Origin of the sequence: Nostoc sp. (assembly GCF_036917315.1) — a bacterium.
In the GTDB taxonomy this organism is placed as follows: Bacteria; Cyanobacteriota; Cyanobacteriia; order Cyanobacteriales; family Nostocaceae; genus Nostoc.
This window is the reverse complement of record NZ_JBALDR010000009.1, coordinates 1-24,219: the sequence shown is the minus strand read 5'-3', so window position 1 is coordinate 24,219 and position 24,219 is coordinate 1. Positions and strand designations below refer to the sequence as shown.

Genomic DNA, 24,219 nt, shown 5'->3' with positions numbered 1-24,219 from the left:
AAGCTTAATTTATCGAACCGCCAAGACGCCAAGAGCGCCGAGAATTCGTAGACTGTGCGTAAGTCCTATTAGTAATTATGAATTATTTCGTCATTAGACCTCTTGCAAAAATCGTTGAATCACCCCTCCCCAACCCTCCCCGTATGTATTGGGGAGGGAGCAAGATTTCAAGTTTCCCCTCAATATATCGGGGGATTAAGGGGGGTCGATTCGACTTATGCAAGAGGTCTATTATCTGATTACAAGGTGAAATGAAAAAACGAGTGTTCATTTCACTCCTAATTAATAACGTTAAAGTCTTAATCAACGCAATGAAAACAATCACTTCACTTTTTAGCGAAGAACGCAACCAACTCCAGATAGATATTGATAACACAATCGGCATTGAGCAAATAGTTAAACTGGTTCAAAACCGACTCGATAATCTTGAAAGAATTTACATTGAAAAGCTTAATTTAGCTCAAGTTCGTCTGGCTTCCTTTTTCCTGGATACGCTGCGGCAGTCCATCGCCACTCTAGCTGCGGCTAACTATCTTCAAGTTGCTCCAACAGAACAAAGGCAAATTACTAATACAGGGACAAAGTTTTTTTCCAGCAGATTAATCCTGAAGCTACTACAGGGACTAATTTATATAGGCATCTTAGGTTCGTTGTTTTCTTTAACTAAAACTACCCCAGGTGCTTGGATGGCTATCTTATTAACTTCTCTACTTATAGGATTAGAAATTGTACTTCAACTCGAATTCAATAATCAGCAAAATAATTCTATATCTGAAGAAGTATTGGAATTACCTCAACCGATTCTTAGGGTTGATAGCAAAGTATTTCTAGATTGCCTTGGCGATGCTCTCAACACTATCGACCTAGCAGTAGCTAGAGTAGAAGAAGGGAATAAACATGAAGGCGACTTAGCAATAGAAGAACTGCCAGAGCTATTGAATTTTCTCCAAAGACTAATGGGCGCATCCAAACTTGATAAACCCCAAATGGCTTATGAACTGGCGAAACTTCTGCCACAGATTTTAATGTCTCAGGGAATTAACGCTCAAATTTACCGATCGAATAGCGATCGCGAATATTTTGACTTTGAGCCAAGTATCGACCCCGATACCAAAGAACACGTGACTCTAACGCCGGCTTTGTTAAAGGGCGATCGCTTAATTAGACGCGGTAGGGTAATTGAACCAGCATATTCCTCTGCTAGAGAATAATAGACAATAAGGGTATGGAAATTTTAGAAACAATCGGTTTTGATTTGGGACACGGTGAAACGGCTATAGCTAAAGCGATCGTGGAAAGCATCGAACCTCCCCAGATGCTGGAGATTAATAACAAGAAGAACCAAATTACAGCTCTTGGCTGGCATCCCAAACTCGGTTATCTGGTCGGGGAACAAGCATTAATTCAAGCTGGTGTTACTCAACTGACAATCTCTTTCAAGCAAAAACCCAACAACGATCCCAAATATCGAGAAACAATTAGCACTTTTGTGGCAACCTACTACCGCCTTTTGAAAGAAAGTAACCAACTTGCAGGTGGTGAAGGTAGCTATTTTTACATTGGTTGCCCTTCAGGATGGTCAGTTAGCGATCGCACCGAATACCAAAAGCTACTTCAAGAAGCTGGCATTCCCCAACTAAATGTTGTACCCGAATCGCGGGCCGCTTTCATGCAAGCCAAAGAAGCCGGGAAGTTGGAGTATGACAAACTTGTAGCATCGGTGCTAATTGTCGATATTGGTTCTTCAACCACAGATTTTACTCTGGTTAAGAGCTTAGAAGAAATTCCGATAGATTTCGGGAGTAATACTTTAGGTGCATCCCTAATTGACAAAGCTATTTTTGCCCGGACTCTCGCCAACCACGAACAAAAAGCGTTACTCGAAAAAGTATTTCAGGAATATCCGCATCACCAAGCTCGTTGTGAACTTGCTTGCCGCAAAGCTAAAGAAGATTACTTTTCTAATGAACAGCTATACAGCGATCCTGAATCCTTTGCGCGTGGGTTCGAGTCGATCAACGAACAGATTTATTTTATTCCCCAAGTGAATAAATTGATGATGGAGGAAATTTTAAACCAACCCTTACCGGAACTGGAAAATCATAGTTGGATTAAATCATTTCGCAACTCTTTAAAGGAGGCAAAAGAAAAGCTGGAAAAACTTGAAATCGTGCCGAAACTTGTGCTGATGACTGGCGGTGCATCTCGCATGAAGTTCACGCACGTTCTTTGTCAGGAAATGTTTCCCGAACCAGAAACGCTGCTTCGCCCCGATCCAGAACCGGAACGTTGCATTGCAATGGGTTTAGCACGAGTAGGAAGATGGGATTTGCGTGCTGCTGCTTTTAAGCAAGAAGTGAACAAACTATTTACCTCGAATCAGCTTAAAGGTTTGATTGAAAGGCATATTCCAGAGTTAATCGCATCACTAACTAAGCCTTTGGCGGATGGTTTGATTGTCAACGCAGTTAAACCTGGTTTAAAAGATTGGCAAAAAAACAAAATACGGACTTTAGCCGATTTGGAAACAGCTTTGATCGGTCGAGCAGAACAGTGGCTCAAAAGCGATCGCGCCGTGCAGATAATTAATCATCAATGCGCTTTTTGGTTTAGCAATAAAATCCAACCCGATTTAGCCGCACAAACCGATCCAATCTGTCGAAAGTTTCAGATACCTAGAAGCAGCTTAAGATTCGAGGATAGTATTGACCCAACTTTTGTTAACCCAGAATTACAAATTGGAGATGCTATCCTGGCTGAGACAGTAGCATTTATCGTCAATGTCGTAATTGGTGGAGGCGCTGTGGCTAGCATCATCACTCTCATCCTAACTGGACATTTAACTTGGCCGATTGCACTAGTATATGGGGCTTCGTTGATGGCAGCAGGAATGGAGCTAAATCGTAAGAGTGTTCAAGAAGTAATTAAGACAAATGTAGATGTACCTAGTTGGATGCGTTCTAATTTTTTGAGCGACAAAAAAATTGAGGATATGTGTGAGCAAATAAAGCCTGAGTTAGAGAAAGTTCTTCAAGAACAACTGACAGCAAATCAAGAAGCTTTTGATAAAATGATTGTTAAAGTTGAGCAAGGACTTCAAAACAGCCTTTCCAGCAAGGTTCAATCTTGCATAATTCTGATCCAATAGCGGTAGTTAGTGAGGCACAACAATAACAATTATTCTAAACTTTCTGCTAACTAGGGAATTAAATATGTAAACTGCTCAAAGTCAATGATTCAAACAATAGTTGTATTTAGCATCATTGGGTTGATTCTGATTGGGATTTTAGTCAATCCCGTTCTAGTCAAAAGACGAAGAACCCGTCTTAAACATCGCCCTTTTCCTCCACTGTGGAATGCCATTATTGAAAATAATCTTCCCATTTATCTGTGTCTTTCTCCCGATAAAATCAGACGACTTCAGGGACATATTCAAGTATTCTTAGCAGAAAAGCAATTTATTGGCTGTAGAGGATTACAGGTGACAGAGGAAATTAAACTAACTCTTGCTGCTGTTGCCTGTTTACTTCTATTAAATGAACGTGGACAGTACTTCCCCAGACTTCGTTCAATTCTGGTGTATCCCAATGCTTATTTTGTTCAGGAAACGAATTCCATCGGAAAATATGTTGTTGAGGAAAGGCGTGTAGCAAGACTGGGTGAATCGTGGACAAATGACCAAGTAGTAGTGTCTTGGGAACAGGTGAAACAAGACATTAATAACTGGAGAGATGGACGTAATGTTGTGCTTCATGAATTTGCCCATCAATTAGATCAAGAAGATGGTAAAGCTGAAGGAGTTCCAATACTGCAAAACAACTCAGACTATGCTATTTGGGCAAAGGTAATGACAGAAGAATATCAGCAACTTTGTAATGATGTTCTACAAGGTGCAAAGACGGTAATGGATAGCTATGGTGCAACAAATCCCGCAGAATTTTTCGCCGTAGCAACTGAGACATTCTTTGAAAAACCGCATCAATTGCTGTCTAAGCATCCGGCACTTTATGAGCAACTGCAACGTTACTATCAATTAGATCCTGTGCAATGGGCGTGAAGTGAGTGGGCAAGAATAAATCACATTATGTTCAGTTAATCAACCTTCCTTCAAAATGTTTTACCAATTACGAACTTGTACTGAGTTTCGACTGCGCGGTAATCGAGCGAAGTCGAGATTCAACTACCGCGTAGCCGTTGGCGTGGTAACAGAGGGTAGTCGTACCACTTCGTGGAAGCAAGCTACGCGCAGCGTCTCGTAGAGAAGTGCAGCCTCTCCAAGAGTTGTATTACGAATTAGGTTGCCGAGCGTTCGCGTAGCGTCTCGTAGAGAAGCCGAGGTACGAATTATTTTAACTAGGAGGTTTTCATCGTCAGAATCTTCAAAGCTACTGCTTCAGTGACAGGCATCACTGATAATCGATTTCCTTGTCTGACCAACATTAACTCTTCGGCGCTAAACTTCTCTTTGAGTATTGATAACAAGATGGGGTTAGAAAAAGTCTCAACAAATTCCACTACAACTGTTTGCCAGCGAGGTGATTCAGAACTTGATTTCGGATCGTAGTATTTACTTTCTGGCTCAAACTGGGTCGGGTCAGGAATATCTTTTTTCACTACACGCATTAACCCAGCAATACCGGGAGGATTAGTGCCGGAGTGATAGAAAAAAGCTAAGTCTCCTTCATCCATCAGGCGTAAAAAGTTGCGAGCTTGATAATTGCGAACGCCGTCCCAGATAGTCTCATTCTGCTGTTGAAGGTCAGCAATGCTATAGGCTTCTGGTTCTGATTTCATTAACCAATAATTCATCTACAGAAATTATGTATATACAAAAGCATTTTAATTTTGAGCAGGTAAATAAGTTCGTAGTAAGGGCTTTAGTCCTTATTTTTTAAGCACTAAAGTGCTTACTACAAGCCTTCTCGCACTAGTAAATATTTGACTTAACTACGGTAAGCTATAACGGCATAAAACGGATCTCCTCCAGCTGCACCCAACCACTGTAATAAATTCGGTAATGTTGATTTATGAGCTATAACTTCTGCGGTTGTAAATCCTGGAACTGACGCGAAGTAAGCTTTGACTAATTCTACTCGCTGTGCTTCTGAAGCCTCCCGCCAAGCTTGAATCGCCTTTTCAAAAAACATTCGGTTAGAAAAGCTGATAATTGCAACACCACCGGGTTTCAGAATGCGATAAATTTCGGAAAATACTGCTTCTGGATATTGCATATATTGCACAGATACGCAATTGAGAACAGCATCAAAATCTCCATCTGGTAAAGGGATCTGGGGATTTTCGTTAAGATTTTGCACAAAATAATGATTTAAGCGGGGATTTCGTGCTAATTCCTCAGCGTTGAGTCCGTGTCCCTCCACATGGTCAAACTCTATCTCTTCTGGTAGATGAGACACCCAACTGCTCATCATATCAAAAATGCGGGTGTTGGGTTTGAGGCGATCGCGGTATAAATCCGTTAACTGTTGAATAAATCCTTCATCAACGTGGGTGACGAAGCGAGGATAGGCGTAGAACAGCTTATCGTCTGTGTCATCTAATTTCAGGCGCTGATTCGGTCTTAACTGCATAAATCTCTGTTTTGGAGTACTGTTTCCGAAATTTGCGGCAATTTCAGATATTTTTTCACAAACACTATGTAACATATTTTAATAACAGCAGGATACCTAAATAGCAGCATTCAATTTTTATCAATTCAATGTTATATAAATTACACTTCTTACAGCATATTTGGCGACAAATCCGCTTAGTCGCATCATTACCTTATTTTAGTTTGTTAGTTTGGATATTACCCTTATTACTATTTACTTCTGGACATAATAGCCTGATGGCACATGATGAAGGGCTTTACGCATCACGTGCCCGTCTAATGTTTGATTCTGGTAATTGGATAGCTCCTTGGGAAACAGCACATCATAAAACTCCTGGCCCTTATTGGTTAATTGCCAGTTTTTACAAGCTGTTTGGTATCAGTGATACTAGTGCGCGTCTTCCTAGTATGATTGCTGGCATTTTTAGTTTGTGGCTTGTGTATGAAATTGGCAAAATTATGCTATGCAAAAAATTAGGTTGGCTAGCTGCTGCAATTTTAAGTGTAGAATTTCTCTGGCTGCAATACTCTCGCTTAAGTACACCTGATGTACCGATGGTTCTCTTGGTGCTTTTAGCTATTTTATCTTTAATCAAAACGGAATTGCATCCCAAATACCGCTACTGGTGGAGTTTTCTAGCTGGTTTAAGTTTAGGTTTAGGCTTCTTAGTTAGAAGCTTTATGATTTTTTTGCCAACTATAGCTTTATCACCTTATTTAATTTGGGAACATCGCCGTCATCGTCATCTTACTAACCCAATTTTATATTTAGGTTTTTTCGTAGGTTTAATACCAACCTGTGTTTGGCTGTGGTTAAGCTGGCTGCACTACGGAAATAATAGTTTTGAGGAGTTACTCAAGTTTGTTGTACAACTAGGTTCTGAAGAGCGAAAATATAATGGACTACTATTCTATGTCTGGAATATTCCTATAAACGCATTTCCTTGGGCTTTTTTCGGACTTTTAGGTTTATTTTTGACTCTCCGTCGTCCCATTCCTCGTTACCAGTTAATATTAGTTGGCTTTCCACTTGTTTTATTTATAGAAATTACTATTTTTAGCACTCGTTTATCTCACTATAGTCTTTGCCTTTATCCGTTCATCGCTTTGTTTGCATCTGTGGGTTTAAACTGGCTAGGCAATATTTACCAAATAGGAATTCCCCCACAATTCCCTCTTAAAAAAAGTAAAAAAAAGATATTGAACCTTTTTGCAAGAAATAATCTTCCCCGAAACCTCAGTTATGGCTTGGGTGGATTAGGTGTTTTACTTGTTGTAGCGAGTATTGGCATTTTTAGCTGGGGTAGTTCTGATATCCGCAAGTATGCAAGTATTGGCTTGGCTATGGGCTTGGGTTGGTTAATTTTACCTGTGGTGTGGATTGCTCGTTACCACTTTGACAAAAAGTTTCTCACAGCGCGTTATTGGATTGCAGGTTGGTTAATTCCCTGTTGGCTGGCCTTGGCGGCGATCGGTAGCATTGGTCTGTTAAGTGACTATAACTCTGGTTTAAAAACTTTTTTACAACAAAGTGCGATCGCTTCAATTCTCCAATCTCATCCTACGTACTATGTGGAGATGGACGCTAAAACAAAAGTACTGCTTAATTTCTATCTTCCTACGCGCCCTCAACCAGTAGTCTCTATTTCCCAAGTACCAGCTTTGAGCTATGCTTGGATCTATGCTAACCAGTCTTCTCAATTATCTCGACCTCACCGCATTATCGGCGCTGTCAAAGAGTACCAGTTGATTCAAGTTCTTCCCTAAGACATTATATTCAAGTCTTCGCTACTGCTTTGATACATTCTGTTTTGAGAAGGACTAAATTATCAGTCTCAATAACTGCACAAGAGTTAATTAATGTTGCTAAAACAGGTAGAGCCTTCTGTAAATTTGCGTTCGCTTGTTGTGCCGCTGGCTGATATTGTTGTAGCCAAGTGTTTTTAGTTATATATTCTGGAAGGAATGCAGAACGTTCTAATAACCAAAAAGTTACGTGGTATTTTTGAATAAAGTCTTTAATCTGATTAATATCATCAGTATATTGGGCATTAATAAGGTCAATCATCCGCTGGCGAAATTGAGCGTAATATTTTGTATGGATCGGTAATGCATATTCTTTACCCACCAAAATTGTTCTTTGAGCGAAGATGGGTATGTTATCTGCTTCTTGGGAAGTAGAGGCTATGACAATATTTTGCGGTTGCTTTTGCAAAAAATTATATAATGTTGGGGCTTGACCTGCTAAATAAGGGGTTTTGGGAAAAACTTTTAAGCTACTAGGGTACAAAATGAGTCCTGCACCAAGGATCGTAATAGTCCCTAAGATTAAAATTTGTCTGCCATTTTGTCTCGACCATCGAAATGTAGCATCTAAAATTAAGGTAATAGAGATTGCTGCTGCAAGAGCAAGTACTATCTTAAAAGTATGATGGGTGTAGCGGCTAGGCCAGTGCAGTTTAAAAGCTAAGGCATGGGCAGTAAAAAACATGATTAAACTAGCTATTACTACCTGTAGTAATAGTTTGACTTCATCTTTTACTTGTTTGGTTAGGAGAAAGTGAGACTGGAATTTCAGGATAATTGGTAATAATAAACCCAATAATAGTTGAGGAGGTGCAATTAAAGCAAAAAAACCGCTATCTCTACCATCAAACCAAAAACTAATAAGATTATGACTAAAATACCTGAATCTTCCTCCATCCCAGTACTCTGGCATAGTTCTCGCAACAGCAGCAGTAATTGTCGGGCCAAATTGTGATGATTGAATAGTATAAGGTAAAATTAGGATGCCAGCAGTTATAGTGGCTGCTACAAATAAAATAAAATCTTTTCGGTTATGAGAAATAGTTATCTGCCCATTCTGCCAGCGAAATAATCTCAAAAATAAAATTAATAAATTGATAAAACCTATGATAGGGTATATTAAACATTGAAGCGCAAATACAATTAATATACCAAATACAGAAGAGCGCATTAAATAATATATAAAAGCTAAAACCAGGGGATAAATAAAATCTCTAGGAGTAGCAGAAAATAGGTCATCGTGAAGGCAAAGGCTTTGATTTAAAAGTAAAGAGGCGATAAACCCTGCCATTGGTACTGGTAATATCTCCATACAAACTACAAAGCAATAGCTGGTTGTAATTAGTGCCAGTACTAATGGAAAAATTTTGCCAAATAAAATTGGATCTATATTTAAAGCTGCAATTACTTTATAAACAATACCATACCCAATTGGTGTCACCGACTGAAAATAATCAGCAATTAAATCCCCAGGAAATAAATCTGGGTTAAAGTAACGATAGATCCAAGAAATATATTCCCGTGCATCGTCGCTCACTATATATTTGCTGGTGAAAGCTTGTCGCAGCCCCATAAAAATATAACCAACGGCAAAAATTAGACTGAGACTGTACCAAAAAATAACAGTCAATCTAAATTGATTTTGTCTACTTTTTTGAGTAATAGGTGCTGTTAAAAGTTTTTGTAATTGTGAAATTAGCATTAGGCGCGTCTATGTCTGAATAAATTATGTTAATTAGGAAAATCAAAAGCTTTTTTCAATTTTTATGATTGTACAATCTTCAAGTACTGATCGGTCATTTATAAAGCCAATCATTCTCGCAACGCTCTGTTTTTTACCCAGAACGAAAGGTTATGAAAGCCGAACTGTCTGGATTAAAAGAACAAGTAGCCTCTATTTCGCAAATACCAGTTTTAAGCTATGCTTGGATATATCTGACCAGCCCGCTAAATTACCTCAGTCTTACCGCATTCTTGGTACAGTAAAAGAGTACCAGTTGATTCAAGTTCTTCCCTAAGATAGATGTAAAGTAACTATTGCTAAAAAATATTAATTTAGTTATAATATTACGTACACTAAGTATTTTTCTAAATGGTTTCTACATCTAATCACTCCCCAACCTTAGAGTCGTGGCAGCAAAATCTGGCACCATATAATTTGGGCTACAGAATCAAATTAGTCTCACAACTGCTGAGTCGCAAGTTTACTGAGAGGCTAGAACCCTTTGGACTGACGCCATTTCACTGGTTGGTGTTGTGCTGTCTTTGGCAAGAAGATGGTTTACCTACTTCTAGTATTGGGGACAAACTCAAACAAGTAGGAGGAACTTTAACAGGCGTACTAGATCGGATGGAAGAACGCGGTTTAGTGCGTCGAGAACGCGACACCCAAGATCGGCGCATCTGGCGAATCTGGCTCACGGATGCAGGAAAGGAACTAGAAGCTGTTTTACCGCCAATCGCCGCAGCGGTACGTGATGAAGCAATGGATGGTATTTCTTTTGCCGACCGAGAACTGTTTTCCCAAATATTGAATCGAGCGATCGCTAACCTGTCTTAAAGATGATCCCACAATCACCCGACCGGGGGAGGCAGTGTAAACATTTGTTTTGAGATAATATTACGCATACTAAGGAAATAAGAATTTTTTTCAGGGAATATTACGCATTCTAAATAAACGACTATCAATCAAATATTAGAACGAGTAAGCGAGGTAACAATCATGGGTGCTAATACATCTAACGGACGCAACGGACACAAGAGCATAATTTTAGAAAAAGAAGTGATTCCTGATTTAGAGAGTTTAGAAACTGTTACCGCAGATAGATCCGCAACAGCAGAAGCACCTGTTGTAACTCCTGAGATCGAGAAAGAAGTTCCACCGAAACGCAAAAGACCGACTGGTTTAATTTTGGCTGGATTAGGCGTGGGTGCGATCGCCGCAGGTACTTTTGGTTTTCACTACTGGCAATACGCCTCCACCCACCAAGAAACAGACAACGCCACGGTTGCGGGAAATATTCACCAAGTTAGTAGCCGCATTCCCGGAACAATAAGTGAAGTGCTGGTGAATGACAACCAACTGGTGCAACCGGGACAATTGTTGGTGAAATTAGATCCACGAGACTATCAAAGTAAGGTACAACAAGCACAAGCCGCCCTCGAAAATGCTCGTGGTCAAGCGCAAGCGGCTCAAGCAAATATTGCTTTAAGTTCACAAACCACCACTGGTAAGACAACTCAAGCGCAAGGAGATGTCAGTGGTGCAGTAGCAGCAATTTCTACAGCCCAAGCAGCAGTCCAAGAAGCTCAAGCTGGGATACCAGCAGCGCAAGCAGAAGTCAGACTAGCCGAAGCAGGGATTCCTGCCGCCCAAGCGCAGGTAGCGCAAGCAAATGCGAATTTGGAAAATGCGCAAGCAGATTACAATCGTTACAACCAGTTGTATCAATCAGGTGCGATCGCTCGTCAGCAGCTAGACGCATCTAAGGCCGCTTTTAACGTGGCTACAGCACAAAAAAACGCTGCTCTTCAGGGAGTACAACAAGCCCAAGCCAAGTTAGCCTCCGCCAAAGTTGGTGTTGCCAAAGCCCAGTCTCAGTTAGCACAAGCCCAAGAAAATGTCACCAACGCCCAAGCTAAATTGGCAGCATCTAAGGGAGGATTGCAACAAGCTACCGCAGGCGGACAAGATACCACAGTCAAACGTAGTCAATATGAAGCGGCAAAAGCAGCGATCGCGCAATCAGAAGCATCGCTGAAAGACGCACAATTGCAACTATCTTATGCCAATGTTACCGCCCCCAGTGCTGGACGAGTAGGTAGGAAAAATGTGGAAGTTGGCAACCGAGTCCAATCGGGAACACCATTAATGGCGATCGTGGATAACAACTATTGGGTAGTTGCGAACTTCAAAGAAACTCAACTAGAAAAGATGCGGCCAGGAGAGCCAGTAGAAATCAAGCTGGATAGTTTCCCTCATCACACCTTTATCGGTCGTGTTGATAGTATTTCGCCAGCTTCCGGCGCTCAGTTTGCTTTATTGCCACCGGATAATGCTACAGGTAACTTTACCAAAGTTGTCCAACGCATCCCAGTCAAAGTAGTTTTTGACCAAAAGAGCATTCAAGGATACGAATCGCGGATTACTCCGGGGATGTCTGCGGAAGTTGCAGTAGAAGTCAAGTAATACCAAATTGGCTTAAAACAGATGAAGAACCTCTTTCTACCCATGACATTCTCCTACATCTAAAGAGAGGCGTATAGAGATGAGGTGAGATGATATCTATGAAAGCAGATTGGTATAAAACAAGCCTGAGATGAAAAAATCGCTACTACCTGCATTAAGGTCAAGAAACTACCAGCTGTTTTTTGCTGGGCAAGGTATTTCCCTAATTGGGACGTGGATGACGCAACTTGCCACAATTTGGCTAGTTTATGACTTGACAAAATCCCCATTAATGCTGGGAGTTGTGGGATTTTCTAGTCAAATTCCTAACTTTTTTTTAGCTCCCTTTGGCGGAGTATTTGTAGATCGCTTTTCTCGGTATCGTACTTTAATTGGTACGCAAATCTTGGCGATGATTCAATCGTTAACATTAGCAGCGCTGGCGTTAACTGGAGTGATTGAGGTATGGCACATCATCGCCTTGAGTTTGTTGCAAGGATTTATTAATGCCTTAGATGCGCCAGCCCGCCAAGCTTTTGTGCCAGAATTGGTTGAACGCAGAGAAGATTTAGCCAATGCGATCGCTATTAACTCCACAATGGTTAACGGTGCTAGATTAATTGGCCCTGCGATCGGCGGTTTATTAATTGCTGGCGTTGGAACTGGTTATTGTTTTTTAATTGATGGTTTGAGCTACGTTGCTGTAATCGCCGCTTTATTGGCGATGAAAATTAAACCTTGGAAAAATTCGGTAACTGACGGTAATCCCTTGCAAAAAGTCAAAGAGGGATTTGTATATGCCTTTAGTTTCTCACCGATTCGATCCGTCTTATTGCTATCAGCTTTAGTCAGCCTGATGGGACTGCAAAATACTATTCTCGTCCCCGTTATTGCTGAAGAAGTTCTCAAAGGTGGTGCAGAAAGTTTGGGTTTTTTGATGGCGGCATCTGGAGTTGGAGCCTTAACTGGTGGTATTTATCTAGCTACGCGCCAAACAATCTTAGGAATTGGGAAATTGATTGCTCTAGCTCCAGCAATTTTAGGAACTGGTCTAATTGCCTTTTCTTTATCTAGATTTTTACCACTCTCTTTATTTACAATGTTATTTGTTGGTTTAGGAACAATTCTCCAGATTGCGGCTAGCAACACATTTTTACAAACCATTGTTGAAGACGATAAACGTGGACGATTGATGAGCTTATACACAATGTCATTTTTGGGAATGATTCCCGTAGGTAATTTATTAGGAGGTTTATTAGCAAGTCATATTGGCGCTCCCAATACTTTAATTATTGATGGAATAGCTTGTATTTTAGGGTCAATCATTTTTAGCAGACAGTTGCCTGCTTTAAGGAAAATAATGCGTCCAATTTATGAGCAAAAGGGGATTATTACGACTCAAGAAGTTTAAGATAAATAACCGCAGTTAAATTTATATTTATGTTAATGAGGCTTTCTATAGCAATTATTTTTTAATTTTTAGTGTTGCTTAGTCAAGCTCACGCAGAGGCAGAGAACATATTGGTATAAGATTTAATAATAAACTTTTTTGCTACTTAACCTTGAAACTGGAACAAAGTTATGGCTAATACAGGTGTAATTCGTCAGCAAGGGCAAAATCCTGCTTTACCACCAGAGTATGTACCGCTAAAAACCTGGATTGGTGTATTAGCCAGTATGCTTGGTGCATTTATGGCGGTATTAGATATTCAAATAACTAATGCTTCGCTGCAAGATATTCAAGCAAGTTTAGGAGCAACTCTCGAAGAAGGTTCTTGGATTTCTACCGCGTATCTTGTAGCAGAAATTGTGGTAATTCCTCTAACAGGATGGTTGTCACGAGTATTTTCTCTACAACGTTATTTATTAGTCAACACTGCACTATTTATCTTCTTTTCTATTTGCTGTGGTTGGGCATGGGATCTTAATTCCATGATTTTCTTTCGCGCCTTACAAGGTTTTAGCGGAGGAGTTTTAATTCCCACTGCTATGACAGTTGTCTTAACAACTTTACCCCAATCAAAACAATCAGTTGGACTGGCTGCATTTGGGTTTAGTGCAGTTTTTGCACCTTCAATTGGGCCAACATTAGGAGGTTGGTTAACAGAAAATTTTGGTTGGGAATACAACTTTTATATAAATGTAATTCCAGGGGCATTAATGCTGGCTGGTGTTTGGTACGGAATTAAGCAAGAAAAACCCCAAATCAGTTTACTTAAACAAGGTGACTGGTGGGGAATTATTGCAATGGCTATTGGCTTAGGTTCCCTACAAGTTGTTTTAGAAGAAGGTAGCCGCAAAGATTGGTTTGGTTCAGCATTGATTGTGCGTTTAAGTGTAATTGCGGTAATTTTTTTGGCGATATTTTTCTTTATAGAATTAACTCGTAAACAACCATTTATTGATTTACGGCTTGTACTTAGGCGGAACTTTGGATTAGCCAGTATTGTCAATGTGTCGTTGGGGGTAGGATTGTATGGTTCAATTTATATTTTACCGTTGTATCTCGCTCAAATTCAAAAATACAATGCTCTGCAAATTGGTGAAGTATTAATTTGGGCTGGTATTCCCCAACTGTTTATTATTCCCCTGATACCGAAATTGATGCAACGCATTGACGTGCGTTTCATGGTAGCTTTTGGTGTGACTTTGTTTTCCATCAGTGCATTTATGAACTCTGGAATGACTAATGAAACAGGGTTAGATCAATTACGCTGGTCGCAATTTGTCCGTGCAATGGGACAACCCCTAATTATGGTGCCGCTTAGTTCTATTGCTACTGCTGGTTTGAGTCCGAAAGAAGCAGGTTCGGCAAGTGGTTTATTTAATATGATGCGGAATCTGGGCGGTTCTATCGGAATTGCTTCTTTAGCGACTTTATTAGCAAATAGAGAGCAATTCCACTCGAATAGATTGGGTGATGGAGTATCTTTATATAACCCAGAAACCCAACAGCGAATTGACCAAATGACACAGTATTTTATCAGTCGCGGAGCAGATTTAAGTACAGCCCAAAATCAGGCGATCGCATCTATATCCAATATAGTCCGCAGAGAAGCATTTGTAATGGCTTTTAACGATTGTTTCTACTTTATTGGTATTGCATTATTACTCAGTGGAATTGCTATTTTATTCCTTAAAAAGGTGAAGCCAACTGGTGGCGCTGTCGCTCATTAGATTTATTGTATGAGTTAAAATGTTTGATAAAATTACTAAGGTACAAAAATGGTCATTAGCCAAAGTGAGTACTATATCTCCCCAGAAGAATATCTAGAAGGCGAAAAATTTAGTGAAATCAAACACGAGTATATTGATGGGCAAGTCTACGCAATGGCAGGAGCAAGCGATGCTCATGTAACTGTAGTAGGAAACTTGTTTGTACTGCTGCGAAACCATCTCCGGGGTGGTGGATGCCGTGTCTATATGTTAGATATGAAAGCACAAATTGAGGCCATAAACCGCTATTTTTATCCCGATGTAATGGTGACTTGCGATACACGAGATAAAGAATTTGAATATTTTAAGTGCTATCCTTCCTTAATTGTTGAAGTGCTTTCTGAATCAACCGAAGGCTATGACAGAGGGAAGAAGTTTGCTAGTTATCGACACTTAGAATCACTGCAAGAATATGTGTTAATTTCACCAGACCGAATGAGTGTAGAATGCTTTCGCCGGAATCAAGATGGACAATGGGTACTTTACCCTTATGAAAAAGGGGAAGAAGTGCATTTAGCTAGCGTTGATTTTCGTTGTGCGATCGCAGAAATATATGAAGATGTAATATTGATAGATGAGAATATTTCCTAATCCAACATTTCTGGCTGAATTCCTAAAGCGTTGAGTTGTTCAGCAGAAAGCGATCGCAACTTCTCTGTAATTAAGAGCCTCTTCTGTCGTTCCGTTTCAGCCCTTTGTCGCTCAATCACAGCCCGTTACCCGTTAGCAGTAAATTTCCTTGTGCATCCCACCACCGCAACCAAGGTAACTCTGCATTCTGATAAAATCCCTGCCAAATTCCCAACTCTACCCCCATAGGAGCAATTGGGTAATGTCCCCGTTCATTGGGTTTCATAAGTTGATAAGTAATATCGACTAGACGATACATCTCAACTTGCGCTTTTGCTACTTCATAAATTCCATAATAAGGCACTCGAATTGCCTGCTCATAAACCCACAACTTACCAACATTTCCACCTTCCCCTTGAGATGGCGGCGTTTTATCTCGTTCTTCTGAACCATCTCCAGAGACAAATTCCAACACAATCAAGGGCGCGACATACTCCTTCCACAGCACATAAGAACGCCGCATTTTACCGTTAAGAGTCGGTGGTACATTGGGTACATAAAACCAGTCTGGTGCTTCAGCGCCTTTCTCTGGAGGATCTGTCAATCGCCAGTAGATACCAGAGTCTTGTCCAATACAATATTGACCATCAGGATGAAGTTTTTCTAAAACAGGTTTAATTGAATCTGTTATTAAAATGCTTTGCGGATGCTCCTGAAGATTTTTCACAAATGTACCATCTGAGTCTGGTAACTGGGTGTGGTCAGGTAAAGTTAATGCCGATAGGGAAGTCATAGCTTTAACTGAAGGTTTCTATGATTTTCATTGTAGTGATGTTTTCTATCCCAGAATGGTACATAAACCTTTAAAAGCATTTAAAATATTTTTTTTAAGTATTGTCACTGTTGAAACACCAATCAATAGTGTAATAAATTACAATAAATGATTTTGTGAATTAACTTAAGTTAATTATTAATGGTTATAAGGAATTTATTTAACCTAAAAACGGTGTTGCTGAATCAGAGTATGAATTTACGTTTTTTGCTATAGCTAAACAACGGTTTTTGCGGCTTTGTGTAAAACTAATTGTTATTTGCAATTAGTAATCACTAAAAACTTTTATCAACGGAAATAAAAGCAAAAATATATAGGTACTAAAAATGAGTTGGGAAAACTTAGCAGAAATTGTTGATGGTATTGAAGTACTTCAAACTTATTCTGAAGATGGTTCTGCTCAAAACAATCGAACAGGAGCTGTTTTAGGAGGAAGTGCAGCACTTGCAGCAGGTGTTGCTTTGGGTGCTGCAAGTCTTCCCTTAGCTGTCCCTCTGCTTGTAGCTAGTGGTGTATTTGCTGGGGCAAAAGGTGAGGAAACAGTCAAGAATGCAGCCAAGAGTATAGGGTTTTTATTCGGAGAAGTAGCCAAGGGTATTGGAGGCGTTTTAGATGTATTCAAAAGCGATGAAGATTTTTGCTATCGAGGAGTAGAAAGACTTCAAAATGGATATTACAAGGAAGCTATTGAAGATTTTACTCAAGCTATAACAATTAATCCTAAATGTATCGATGCTTATTTTTTTAGGGGATGTATTCGTTCTGATATGGGTGACTATCAAGGAGCCATCTTAGACTATACCCAAACCATTCAACTAGATTCCGATTATACTGATGCCTATAGGAATCGAGCACACATTTTAGCAGCACAAGGTAACTACAAGAGAGCGGCTTTAGACTTTACTCAATGTATTAGTCTCGATCCTAACGATGCCGACATTTACTTTATGCGGGGTAAGATGTATTTGGAACTAAACGATTATCAAAGCGCAGTTGCAGATTACACCAAAGTCATTGAGATGGACTCTGACTTTGTTGAAGCTTATTTCATACGTGGTTGTATTTATTTAGATTTGGAGAACTACAAAAAAGCTGTTGAGGATTTTACTCTAGTAATTAAGATTAACTCTGAAGATATTAACACTTATTTTCATCTTATTGATGCTTATATTGGGCTAGAAGATTATAGTAATGCAGTAGTATATTTAAATTATTTAATCCAGATTAACCCTAAATCTACAGATGCTTATTTTAAGCGAGGGGATGTTTATGCAGCCCTAAAAAATCACGAGCGTGCAATTACAGACTACTCCCAAGTCATCAAGATGCAGCCCAAATGTACTGATGCTTATTTTAATCGGGGTTATATCAAAAGTGAAAAGGGAGATAAACATGGAGCTATTGCAGATTATAGCCAAGTCATCAAGATTGCTCCTGATTATGCTGATGCCTATGTCGAGCGTGGCTATATGCTTAACGATAAGGGAGATACAAAGAAAGCGATTACAGATTTTCAAGAAGCAATAAAAATTTTCACAAAAAAATCAATGTTAGATGAAGTGAAAATTTTGCAACATGAAATTAGAAAAATTGAGCAAGAAATTCAAAATACTCCTTGGTGGCAAAAGCGGATTTTTTAAAACCATAATTTTACAATCTCAATATCACTTTTATAGCAAAGCAAGCAGAAAGCGGATCGCCAGTAACTCTTTATGATATTGAGTGTGTCTGGCTAACCGCAACTTTACCTTGTATCCTGTTGTTGTCCAGTGAATAATATGATTTTCAGGAAACACTAGGATCTTCAGCAGTTTTGATCTCTTTTAAAATTCGTTCGACTTGGTTAACTTTTTCACCTCTATTCTGTTCTTTGAAAATATTTAAAGCTTTTTCTAAAGAAGATAGCGCCTCATCTTTTTTATTTGTTTGCCACATTGCCAGTGCAAAATTAGTCAGCGCCTCGCCATAATTAGGATTAATTTCCAGAGCTTTTTTATATTCAGTAATGGCTTCTTCCCAGCGACTTTGACTTGCGTAAACCATACCGCTCGCATTATAGGCTAGAGCGTATTTTGGCTGGAGGCGAATGGCTTCTTTATAGGCGCTAATTGCTTCTTCTGATTTCTTTTGCTGAAAAAGCGCATTTCCCAGTTGAAAGTGTCCGAAGGCATCTTCTGGAAATTTTTTAACGAATGTACGTAAATTTTCTTCTGCGTTTTTGAAGTCTCCTTGATTATATAAAGCATTGGCTTGTTGCAGCATCTGCGATCGCTCTGGTGTATCTGTACCTGAAGCTTGTGCTATTTTTTGTGGTTGTCTCTGTGCAGACTGTTCTGGCGAATGCAAAGAAACTTTTCCAGGAACCGCTAACACTAATGGTGATATTCCCATTACAGTGATAATACTCAGCATCATGCAGCTAATAGGTTGAACAAATGCTGATTTGGGTTTGCGCTTCACCTTCATCGCCCTGAATGCCTCAATAATGTTCTATTCTTTATAATAAATTGGGGTGGGTTAACGCGTAATGCATCACGAGACAGACGGTAAGGGCGCATATATGTGCGCCCTTATTAAGCTCATTTGGAATTATTTACACACCTTCTCGTAACTTATCCAACACACCCCGATCTTCTAATGTGGAAGTGTCACCAGATACTTCTTGTCCAGCAGCTAGATTTCGCAGCAAGCGCCGCATAATCTTACCCGATCGCGTTTTGGGCAAAGAGTCTGTAAAGCGAATTTCTCCCGGACGCGCGATCGCACCAATTTCTTTGACAACGTGCAGTTTGAGTTCTTTAATCAGTTCCTCACTTGCCTGATAAGTGCCTTCTAAAGTCACAAAAGCAACTACTTCCTCACCCTTGAGTTCATCCGGTTTACCCACTACCGCCGCTTCTGCAACTGCTGGATGCGAAACTAAGGCTGATTCTACTTCCATTGTACCGAGTCGATGTCCTGATACGTTCAATACGTCATCCACACGACCCATTACCCAAAAGTAGCCGTCTTTATCTTGTCTTGCCCCATCACCAGCAAAGTAAGTATAGTTACCATCTTGAGGTGGAATGTGTTCCCAGTAGGTGCGACGGAAGCGTTCTGGATCGCCGTAGACTGTCCGCATCATTCCTGGCCACGGATGACGCACTGCTAGATAACCGCCTTCGTTATTGGGTACGGTGTTTCCTTCCAAATCTACGACATCTGCAATAATTCCGGGGAAGGGAAGAGTTGCGGAACCGGGTTTGGTGGGGATTGCTCCTGGGAGCGGTGTAATCATGATACCGCCAGTTTCCGTTTGCCACCAAGTATCAACAATTGGACAGCGATCGCCACCAATTACTTTCTGATACCACATCCAAGCTTCTGGGTTAATCGGTTCGCCGACGGTTCCCAGCAAACGCAACGAAGACAAGTTTCGCGCGTTGGGATGTTGTTCTCCCATCTTAATAAATGCCCGAATTGCCGTAGGTGCAGTATAAAAAATATTAACGCCGTATTTTTCAATTACATCCCAGAAACAGCCAGGATTAGAAGCACGGGGCGCACCTTCATACATCACCGTGGTTGCACCATTGGAAAGAGGGCCATAGACAATGTAGCTGTGTCCCGTAATCCAACCTACATCGGCTGTACACCAATATACATCCGTGTCTTGGAGGTCGAATATCCACTTGGTGGTGATATGGGTATACAAATTATAACCAGCAGTTGTATGCACTACGCCCTTCGGTTTGCCCGTGCTGCCAGAAGTGTAGAGGACAAACAGCATATCTTCGCTGTCCATTGGTTCGGCGGGACAATCTGCTGATGCAGCCTTTTGCAAATCATGCCACCAATGATCGCGTCCCCCCAACTGCATATAAGTTTCTTGTCCGGTGCGCTTGACAACGAGGACATTTTCTACACTGGGAACAGCACCATCAGCTAAGGCTTTGTCTACCTGTTCTTTGAGAGGAACGATCGCATCTTTGCGCCAACCACCATCAGCCGTGATTACCAGTTTAGCTTTAACATCGATTAAGCGATCGCGCAAAGCTTCGGCACTAAAACCACCAAATACCACACTGTGTGGTGCACCAATTCTGGCACAGGCTAACATCGCGATCGCAGCTTCGGGAATCATTGGCATATAAATACCAACGCGATCGCCTTTTTGTACGCCTAATTGCTTCAATACATTGGCAAACTGGCAAACTTCCCGGTGCAGTTGGGCGTAAGTTAGGGTACGCGAATCACCTGGTTCTCCTTCCCAAATCAATGCTGCTTTATTTTTGCGCCAGGTTGTCAGATGTCTGTCAAGGCAGTTGTAAGAAATATTCATCTTACCGCCAACGAACCACTTAGCAAAAGGTGGTTGCCAATCTAGTACTGTATCCCATTTTTGGAACCATTCTAATTCTGTTCCAGCCAAATCTGCCCAAAATTGCTGCGGATCGGCTTTGGCTTGCTCGTATAGACGCTGATAGTCATCCAGGCTTTTGATATGGGCATTCTGCGAGAATTCCGAGGCAGGATGAAATAGGCGATTCTCTTGTAAGATTGATTCTATAGTTGGTTGAGACATGATTACATTTAGAAACGGTATTGTTACTGAAAACTATTTTTAGCTTAGTTGTGCTAGACGCTGTTTAGATTTTCGTTAAGCTAGGTAAAAATTGCCGAGTTATTTAGTTTACATTCATTTTCATCTACCAAAAGCAAGCGATCGAGAAATTTAAACTCTCAAGAAACACAGCCTATCGAAGGCTTTTCAACCTGCGGAGGCAGGTTTTGTCTGTGTAGCCGCGACTTCTAGTCGCTTGGTGCAAGATATAAGTAAAGACGTTTTACAACCTATCTACCGGGAATGTTGCAATATTGTAAGTAGTCTTGACAAGCAAAACCTGAAATTATGACGCTTACCGTTGAAGCTAGTAGCTTATCTCTCAACGATGTTCATCGCTTCCTAAAACTGGAAAAGCTTTCTAATGCTTCATTTACAGACTTCTTAACTCTAGAACCACTCTCTGAGTTTGAACAGCAGGATTTATTAAGAATTAGAAACGACTTTGATCGTTACCTAAGCGATCGGAAAATTTCTGAAGGGTTGGTTAAATTTTTAACGATCGCACCCTTAATGCGGTTAGCAGGATTTTACGATGTGCCGATTCGGTTGACAATGGAAGATAGCATTGCGATCGCAGTCGAAGATGAAGACAGAAGAATTACAGGACGGATGGATATTTTAGCAATAAATAATCCCCAAAGTAATATTGCTCCGCCTTTTTGGGTTGTAGTAATTGAAACTAAAAATAGTGCGATTGAAGTGGGTGAGGGTTTACCTCAATTACTCACTTATGCTTTTAAAAGTTTAGATCAACAACCATCGGTTTGGGGTTTGGCAACTAACGGACTGCGTTATCAATTTGTTTATTTAAGACATGACGAACACCCAACTTATCAGTTAATGCCATTATTAAATCTGAATGAATCTCCCGGTGCAATGGAGTTATTGCAAGTTTTCAAAGCTGTCTGCAAGTTACTAAGTTTTTAGTAAATAAATTGCGGAGCGATCGCTGATGTCTGAACCTGCTACTGTAGAATCGATCGCTGACGGTATTTTAGAAGACGAAGTTATTTTTCCTCCTGGTGATATACTGAGTGACGAACCACCCTTGGAAAGCGATCTGCACCGAGAACAAATTGATTTGCTGATTCGCATACTTAAATCGTGGTGGCGAGAGAGACAAGATTTCTATGCTTCTGGCAATTTAACGATTTACTATAGTCCTAACCAGAAAAAATCAGAATATTTCCGCGGCCCAGACTTTTTTGTAGTTTTGGGAACCCAAAAAAAAGACCGTAAGAGTTGGGTAGTTTGGCAAGAAGACGGCAAATATCCCAACTTGATTGTGGAAATTTTGTCAAGTTCAACGACAGCAATTGATAAAGGTTTAAAAAAACAAGTTTACCAAGATACCTTCCGTACACCAGATTATTTCTGGTTCGATCCTGTAACAATGGAACTTCCGGGATTTCATCTAGTTGATGGTAAGTATCAAGAAATCCAAGTAACTACTGATGGACGTTTGTGGAGTCAGCAGTTAGAACTTTATTTGGGAGTTTATGAAGGTAAATTAAGATTCTTCACTACTGAAAATGAATTGATACTATCATCAGAAGAATTGGCCCAACAAGAACGTTTACGTGCCCAACAGGCAGAAGAACGCGCCCAACAAGCAGAGCAAGAAATTGCTCGACTGCGGGAGGTTTTACGTACACAGGGCATCGACCTAGAGAATATTTGATGACATCAGGAAATTAATTAAAGACACTTTCAAGTTAAAATCTAGTTATCAGTGTGTAAAAAAAGCGTAATCTTCTGAAAGTAGGGCATCGTTTGCAAGCAACAGAAATTAAGGATCAGCTAAAGTCCCTTATCGAGCAAGCCTCCTCGATAGATCATAATTTAGCGAGAAGATTAGATGAAATCAATCGTTGGGTAAAAGACATCAAACCAGGTTCCCTGACTGCAAAACCCTTTGTCACTGCCTTTCTACTAGAGGTAATTACGGATTCGACAATTTGGCTGATAATCAAATCCTTACCTTCAGAAGAAGAACAAAAAGCAAAGTTCGATCTGATGACGCCGATTGAGAGATATTGGTATGGTTATTTATTTCCCAAATGGTTTAATGCAAGTGACTCCAAGTTTTATATTTGGAAGCAAAAATTGATGGCAGGCGAATTTAATCAAGTCGATCATGATATCATTAAATCAATAGCCCAAGATATTGTTCAGCGAGAAGGTAGTTTTTGGCAGCGTTATATAGCCGACCTTTCAATGGCAACAGATTTAATTGTTAGTCGTAACAATCAACCACTGTGCATTCAAGTTACCAGTGTTAGTGAAGAACTTAATCATCAAAAGTACGAAGCTTGGCAAAATACACTGCGATCGTGGGAAATCGAGAGGGGGCTGTTCTTAAGTTACAATCCCAAGGATGCTAATTTTGTCAACCAGTTAGTCAACGTGGCCCTGTATAACAGTGATTACCTTTCTGGTGGCAAATATTTAAAATTTTCGTGAATTTTCAGGAATTTGATATTTCAGATTTGTGTTCTAGCCTATATACTTACGTGCTAATTAAAGCTTTTATGGCTAACAAAAGAGAAACTCACTGCAACAATCAAGTAGATACATTTGCTGAAGCTTTAGCAACAGCGCGACAAATGCAGCAGAACTGGCTAACTTACGGGGTTGATTTTGTCAATATTTATGTTGAAGATGTCGATGGAGACTGGCTAGAAACGTGGGGACATGAAGAAATATTAGGTAATTTTCAATTAGATACTATTAAAGAATTTCTGGTAAGTAATGATAGTGTAGCTGTTAGGATAAGAGAGCATTTAGGCGAGCGATCGCTCTTTGATTTTGCAGTAAACTTAGATGAAGTTTGGAGAATTTCTGAAACAGATGACAGGTTATCTGCTGTGGGAAGCTTGTTAGCTGGTGAAGGAAATAATATTGATACAGATTTAGCAAATACTCTGGTGGTAAAGTTGGCAGAGATTTTGTAAAATTTTAATTGCATAGTGGTAAAGTAAATTTTTAATTCAAGGGTTTTGATGTTTTATTTTGGTTGCGATTGGGTGGGATATAGGCGATCGCTTTTCCAGATAAGCTTTAATAATCTTTGGGATGTGCAATCTTTATCACTGTTACTAGCAAGGGTTGATCCTGAATCTGGTAAATAATGCGGTATTCACCGAAACGAACCTTATATAACCGTTCAGTATCCTTCAATGGGTGAGCGTTTTCTGGACGTGGATTTAATGCTAGTTCTTCTAACTTTTGTGCTAGTCGTTGCTGCACCTCTGAGTCCAATTCTGCAATTTTTTGAACAGCTGAAGGTGCTAATGCTACTTGGTAGCTCATATCCCTAGGGCGTGTCATCAATTAGGTAAACTGGAGTCAGTGGTGCTTGGGATGATTAAGCAAATAGAGAAATAATGACTCGACGTTATGCGCTGCGA

Annotated in this window: 22 protein-coding genes and 1 pseudogene; 16 read left to right on the top strand and 7 right to left on the bottom strand. The window is 40.1% G+C overall.

Translation table 11 applies throughout. The features are described from left to right. Window positions 1–311 precede the first annotated feature (311 nt). The 4 genes from V7K84_RS04210 to V7K84_RS04195 all read left to right on the top strand — a co-directional run bounded on the left by V7K84_RS04210 (window position 312) and on the right by V7K84_RS04195 (window position 4,259). Window positions 312–1,211 carry a hypothetical protein gene (locus V7K84_RS04210; RefSeq protein WP_334836622.1) on the top strand — a complete coding sequence of 300 codons (900 nt, stop codon included), beginning with the start codon at window positions 312–314 and terminating at the stop codon, window positions 1,209–1,211. A 14-nt stretch (window positions 1,212–1,225) separates the two neighbouring features. Beyond that, a complete protein-coding gene (locus V7K84_RS04205; RefSeq protein ID WP_334836621.1) occupies window positions 1,226–3,148 on the top strand; it encodes an Hsp70 family protein in 1,923 nt (640 codons plus the stop codon). A gap of 84 nt (window positions 3,149–3,232) precedes the next feature. Beyond that, on the top strand, window positions 3,233–4,057 hold the full coding sequence (locus V7K84_RS04200) for a zinc-dependent peptidase (RefSeq protein WP_334836620.1): 825 nt from the start codon (window positions 3,233–3,235) through the stop codon (window positions 4,055–4,057). Between the two features lie 55 nt (window positions 4,058–4,112). Next, the gene (locus V7K84_RS04195) at window positions 4,113–4,259 is read left to right on the top strand and encodes a hypothetical protein (protein WP_334836619.1); all 147 of its coding nucleotides are present in this window, start codon (window positions 4,113–4,115) and stop codon (window positions 4,257–4,259) included. Window positions 4,260–4,353: 94 nt separating this feature from the next. Here V7K84_RS04195 and V7K84_RS04190 read toward each other — a convergent pair whose 3' ends face one another. Together V7K84_RS04190 and V7K84_RS04185 are read right to left on the bottom strand one after the other, a co-directional pair. After that, window positions 4,354–4,809: an EVE domain-containing protein gene (locus V7K84_RS04190; RefSeq protein ID WP_334836618.1), complete on the bottom strand. Its 456-nt coding sequence runs from the start codon at window positions 4,807–4,809 to the stop codon at window positions 4,354–4,356. A gap of 134 nt (window positions 4,810–4,943) precedes the next feature. Further along, window positions 4,944–5,588 (bottom strand): class I SAM-dependent methyltransferase, encoded by a 645-nt coding sequence (locus tag V7K84_RS04185; RefSeq protein WP_334836617.1) that lies wholly within the window; start codon window positions 5,586–5,588, stop codon window positions 4,944–4,946. Window positions 5,589–5,716: 128 nt separating this feature from the next. On the opposite strand from V7K84_RS04185, the gene V7K84_RS04180 reads away from it, so the two are divergent. Continuing rightward, a complete protein-coding gene (locus V7K84_RS04180) occupies window positions 5,717–7,375 on the top strand; it encodes an ArnT family glycosyltransferase (RefSeq protein ID WP_334836616.1) in 1,659 nt (552 codons plus the stop codon). 10 nt (window positions 7,376–7,385) lie between these two features. On the opposite strand, the gene V7K84_RS04175 is transcribed toward V7K84_RS04180, so the two are convergent. Continuing rightward, on the bottom strand, window positions 7,386–9,044 hold the full coding sequence (locus V7K84_RS04175) for a hypothetical protein (RefSeq protein WP_334836615.1): 1,659 nt from the start codon (window positions 9,042–9,044) through the stop codon (window positions 7,386–7,388). Between the two features lie 224 nt (window positions 9,045–9,268). On the opposite strand from V7K84_RS04175, the gene V7K84_RS04170 reads away from it, so the two are divergent. From V7K84_RS04170 to V7K84_RS04145, 6 genes are all read left to right on the top strand, one after another. Continuing rightward, a complete protein-coding gene (locus V7K84_RS04170) occupies window positions 9,269–9,400 on the top strand; it encodes a hypothetical protein (RefSeq protein WP_334836614.1) in 132 nt (43 codons plus the stop codon). A gap of 106 nt (window positions 9,401–9,506) precedes the next feature. Further along, window positions 9,507–9,974: a MarR family winged helix-turn-helix transcriptional regulator gene (locus V7K84_RS04165; protein WP_094348154.1), complete on the top strand. Its 468-nt coding sequence runs from the start codon at window positions 9,507–9,509 to the stop codon at window positions 9,972–9,974. 162 nt (window positions 9,975–10,136) lie between these two features. After that, the gene (locus tag V7K84_RS04160; protein ID WP_334836612.1) at window positions 10,137–11,603 is read left to right on the top strand and encodes an HlyD family secretion protein; all 1,467 of its coding nucleotides are present in this window, start codon (window positions 10,137–10,139) and stop codon (window positions 11,601–11,603) included. Between the two features lie 130 nt (window positions 11,604–11,733). Beyond that, window positions 11,734–12,993 (top strand): MFS transporter, encoded by a 1,260-nt coding sequence (locus V7K84_RS04155; RefSeq protein WP_334836610.1) that lies wholly within the window; start codon window positions 11,734–11,736, stop codon window positions 12,991–12,993. A 170-nt stretch (window positions 12,994–13,163) separates the two neighbouring features. Next, the gene (locus V7K84_RS04150) at window positions 13,164–14,759 is read left to right on the top strand and encodes a DHA2 family efflux MFS transporter permease subunit (protein ID WP_334836608.1); all 1,596 of its coding nucleotides are present in this window, start codon (window positions 13,164–13,166) and stop codon (window positions 14,757–14,759) included. A 48-nt stretch (window positions 14,760–14,807) separates the two neighbouring features. Continuing rightward, window positions 14,808–15,389 (top strand): Uma2 family endonuclease, encoded by a 582-nt coding sequence (locus tag V7K84_RS04145; RefSeq protein WP_334836607.1) that lies wholly within the window; start codon window positions 14,808–14,810, stop codon window positions 15,387–15,389. Here V7K84_RS04145 and V7K84_RS04140 read toward each other — a convergent pair. Then, window positions 15,386–16,161, bottom strand: a pseudogene (locus V7K84_RS04140) (Uma2 family endonuclease). The gene V7K84_RS04145 and the pseudogene V7K84_RS04140 overlap by 4 nt on opposite strands. Before the next feature lie 365 nt (window positions 16,162–16,526). On the opposite strand from V7K84_RS04140, the gene V7K84_RS04135 reads away from it, so the two are divergent. Beyond that, window positions 16,527–17,840 carry a tetratricopeptide repeat protein gene (locus tag V7K84_RS04135; RefSeq protein ID WP_334836605.1) on the top strand — a complete coding sequence of 438 codons (1,314 nt, stop codon included), beginning with the start codon at window positions 16,527–16,529 and terminating at the stop codon, window positions 17,838–17,840. Window positions 17,841–17,985: 145 nt separating this feature from the next. Here the strand turns inward: V7K84_RS04135 and V7K84_RS04130 are convergent, their stop codons facing one another. Both V7K84_RS04130 and acs read right to left on the bottom strand, forming a co-directional pair. Further along, on the bottom strand, window positions 17,986–18,666 hold the full coding sequence (locus V7K84_RS04130) for a tetratricopeptide repeat protein (protein ID WP_334836602.1): 681 nt from the start codon (window positions 18,664–18,666) through the stop codon (window positions 17,986–17,988). Between the two features lie 127 nt (window positions 18,667–18,793). Further along, entirely contained in the window at window positions 18,794–20,767 is a 1,974-nt protein-coding gene (acs, locus tag V7K84_RS04125) for an acetate--CoA ligase (protein ID WP_334836600.1), read from the bottom strand. A 327-nt stretch (window positions 20,768–21,094) separates the two neighbouring features. Between acs and V7K84_RS04120 the strand changes: the two genes are divergently transcribed. From V7K84_RS04120 to V7K84_RS04105, 4 genes are all read left to right on the top strand, one after another. Then, on the top strand, window positions 21,095–21,736 hold the full coding sequence (locus V7K84_RS04120; RefSeq protein WP_334836598.1) for a restriction endonuclease subunit R: 642 nt from the start codon (window positions 21,095–21,097) through the stop codon (window positions 21,734–21,736). A 25-nt stretch (window positions 21,737–21,761) separates the two neighbouring features. Next, a complete protein-coding gene (locus tag V7K84_RS04115) occupies window positions 21,762–22,490 on the top strand; it encodes a Uma2 family endonuclease (RefSeq protein WP_334836596.1) in 729 nt (242 codons plus the stop codon). Window positions 22,491–22,582: 92 nt separating this feature from the next. Then, window positions 22,583–23,272: a hypothetical protein gene (locus tag V7K84_RS04110; RefSeq protein WP_334836595.1), complete on the top strand. Its 690-nt coding sequence runs from the start codon at window positions 22,583–22,585 to the stop codon at window positions 23,270–23,272. Window positions 23,273–23,340: 68 nt separating this feature from the next. After that, entirely contained in the window at window positions 23,341–23,763 is a 423-nt protein-coding gene (locus tag V7K84_RS04105; RefSeq protein ID WP_334836594.1) for a hypothetical protein, read from the top strand. 106 nt (window positions 23,764–23,869) lie between these two features. On the opposite strand, the gene V7K84_RS04100 is transcribed toward V7K84_RS04105, so the two are convergent. Continuing rightward, the gene (locus tag V7K84_RS04100) at window positions 23,870–24,121 is read right to left on the bottom strand and encodes a type II toxin-antitoxin system RelE family toxin (RefSeq protein WP_334836593.1); all 252 of its coding nucleotides are present in this window, start codon (window positions 24,119–24,121) and stop codon (window positions 23,870–23,872) included. Window positions 24,122–24,219: the final 98 nt, after the last annotated feature.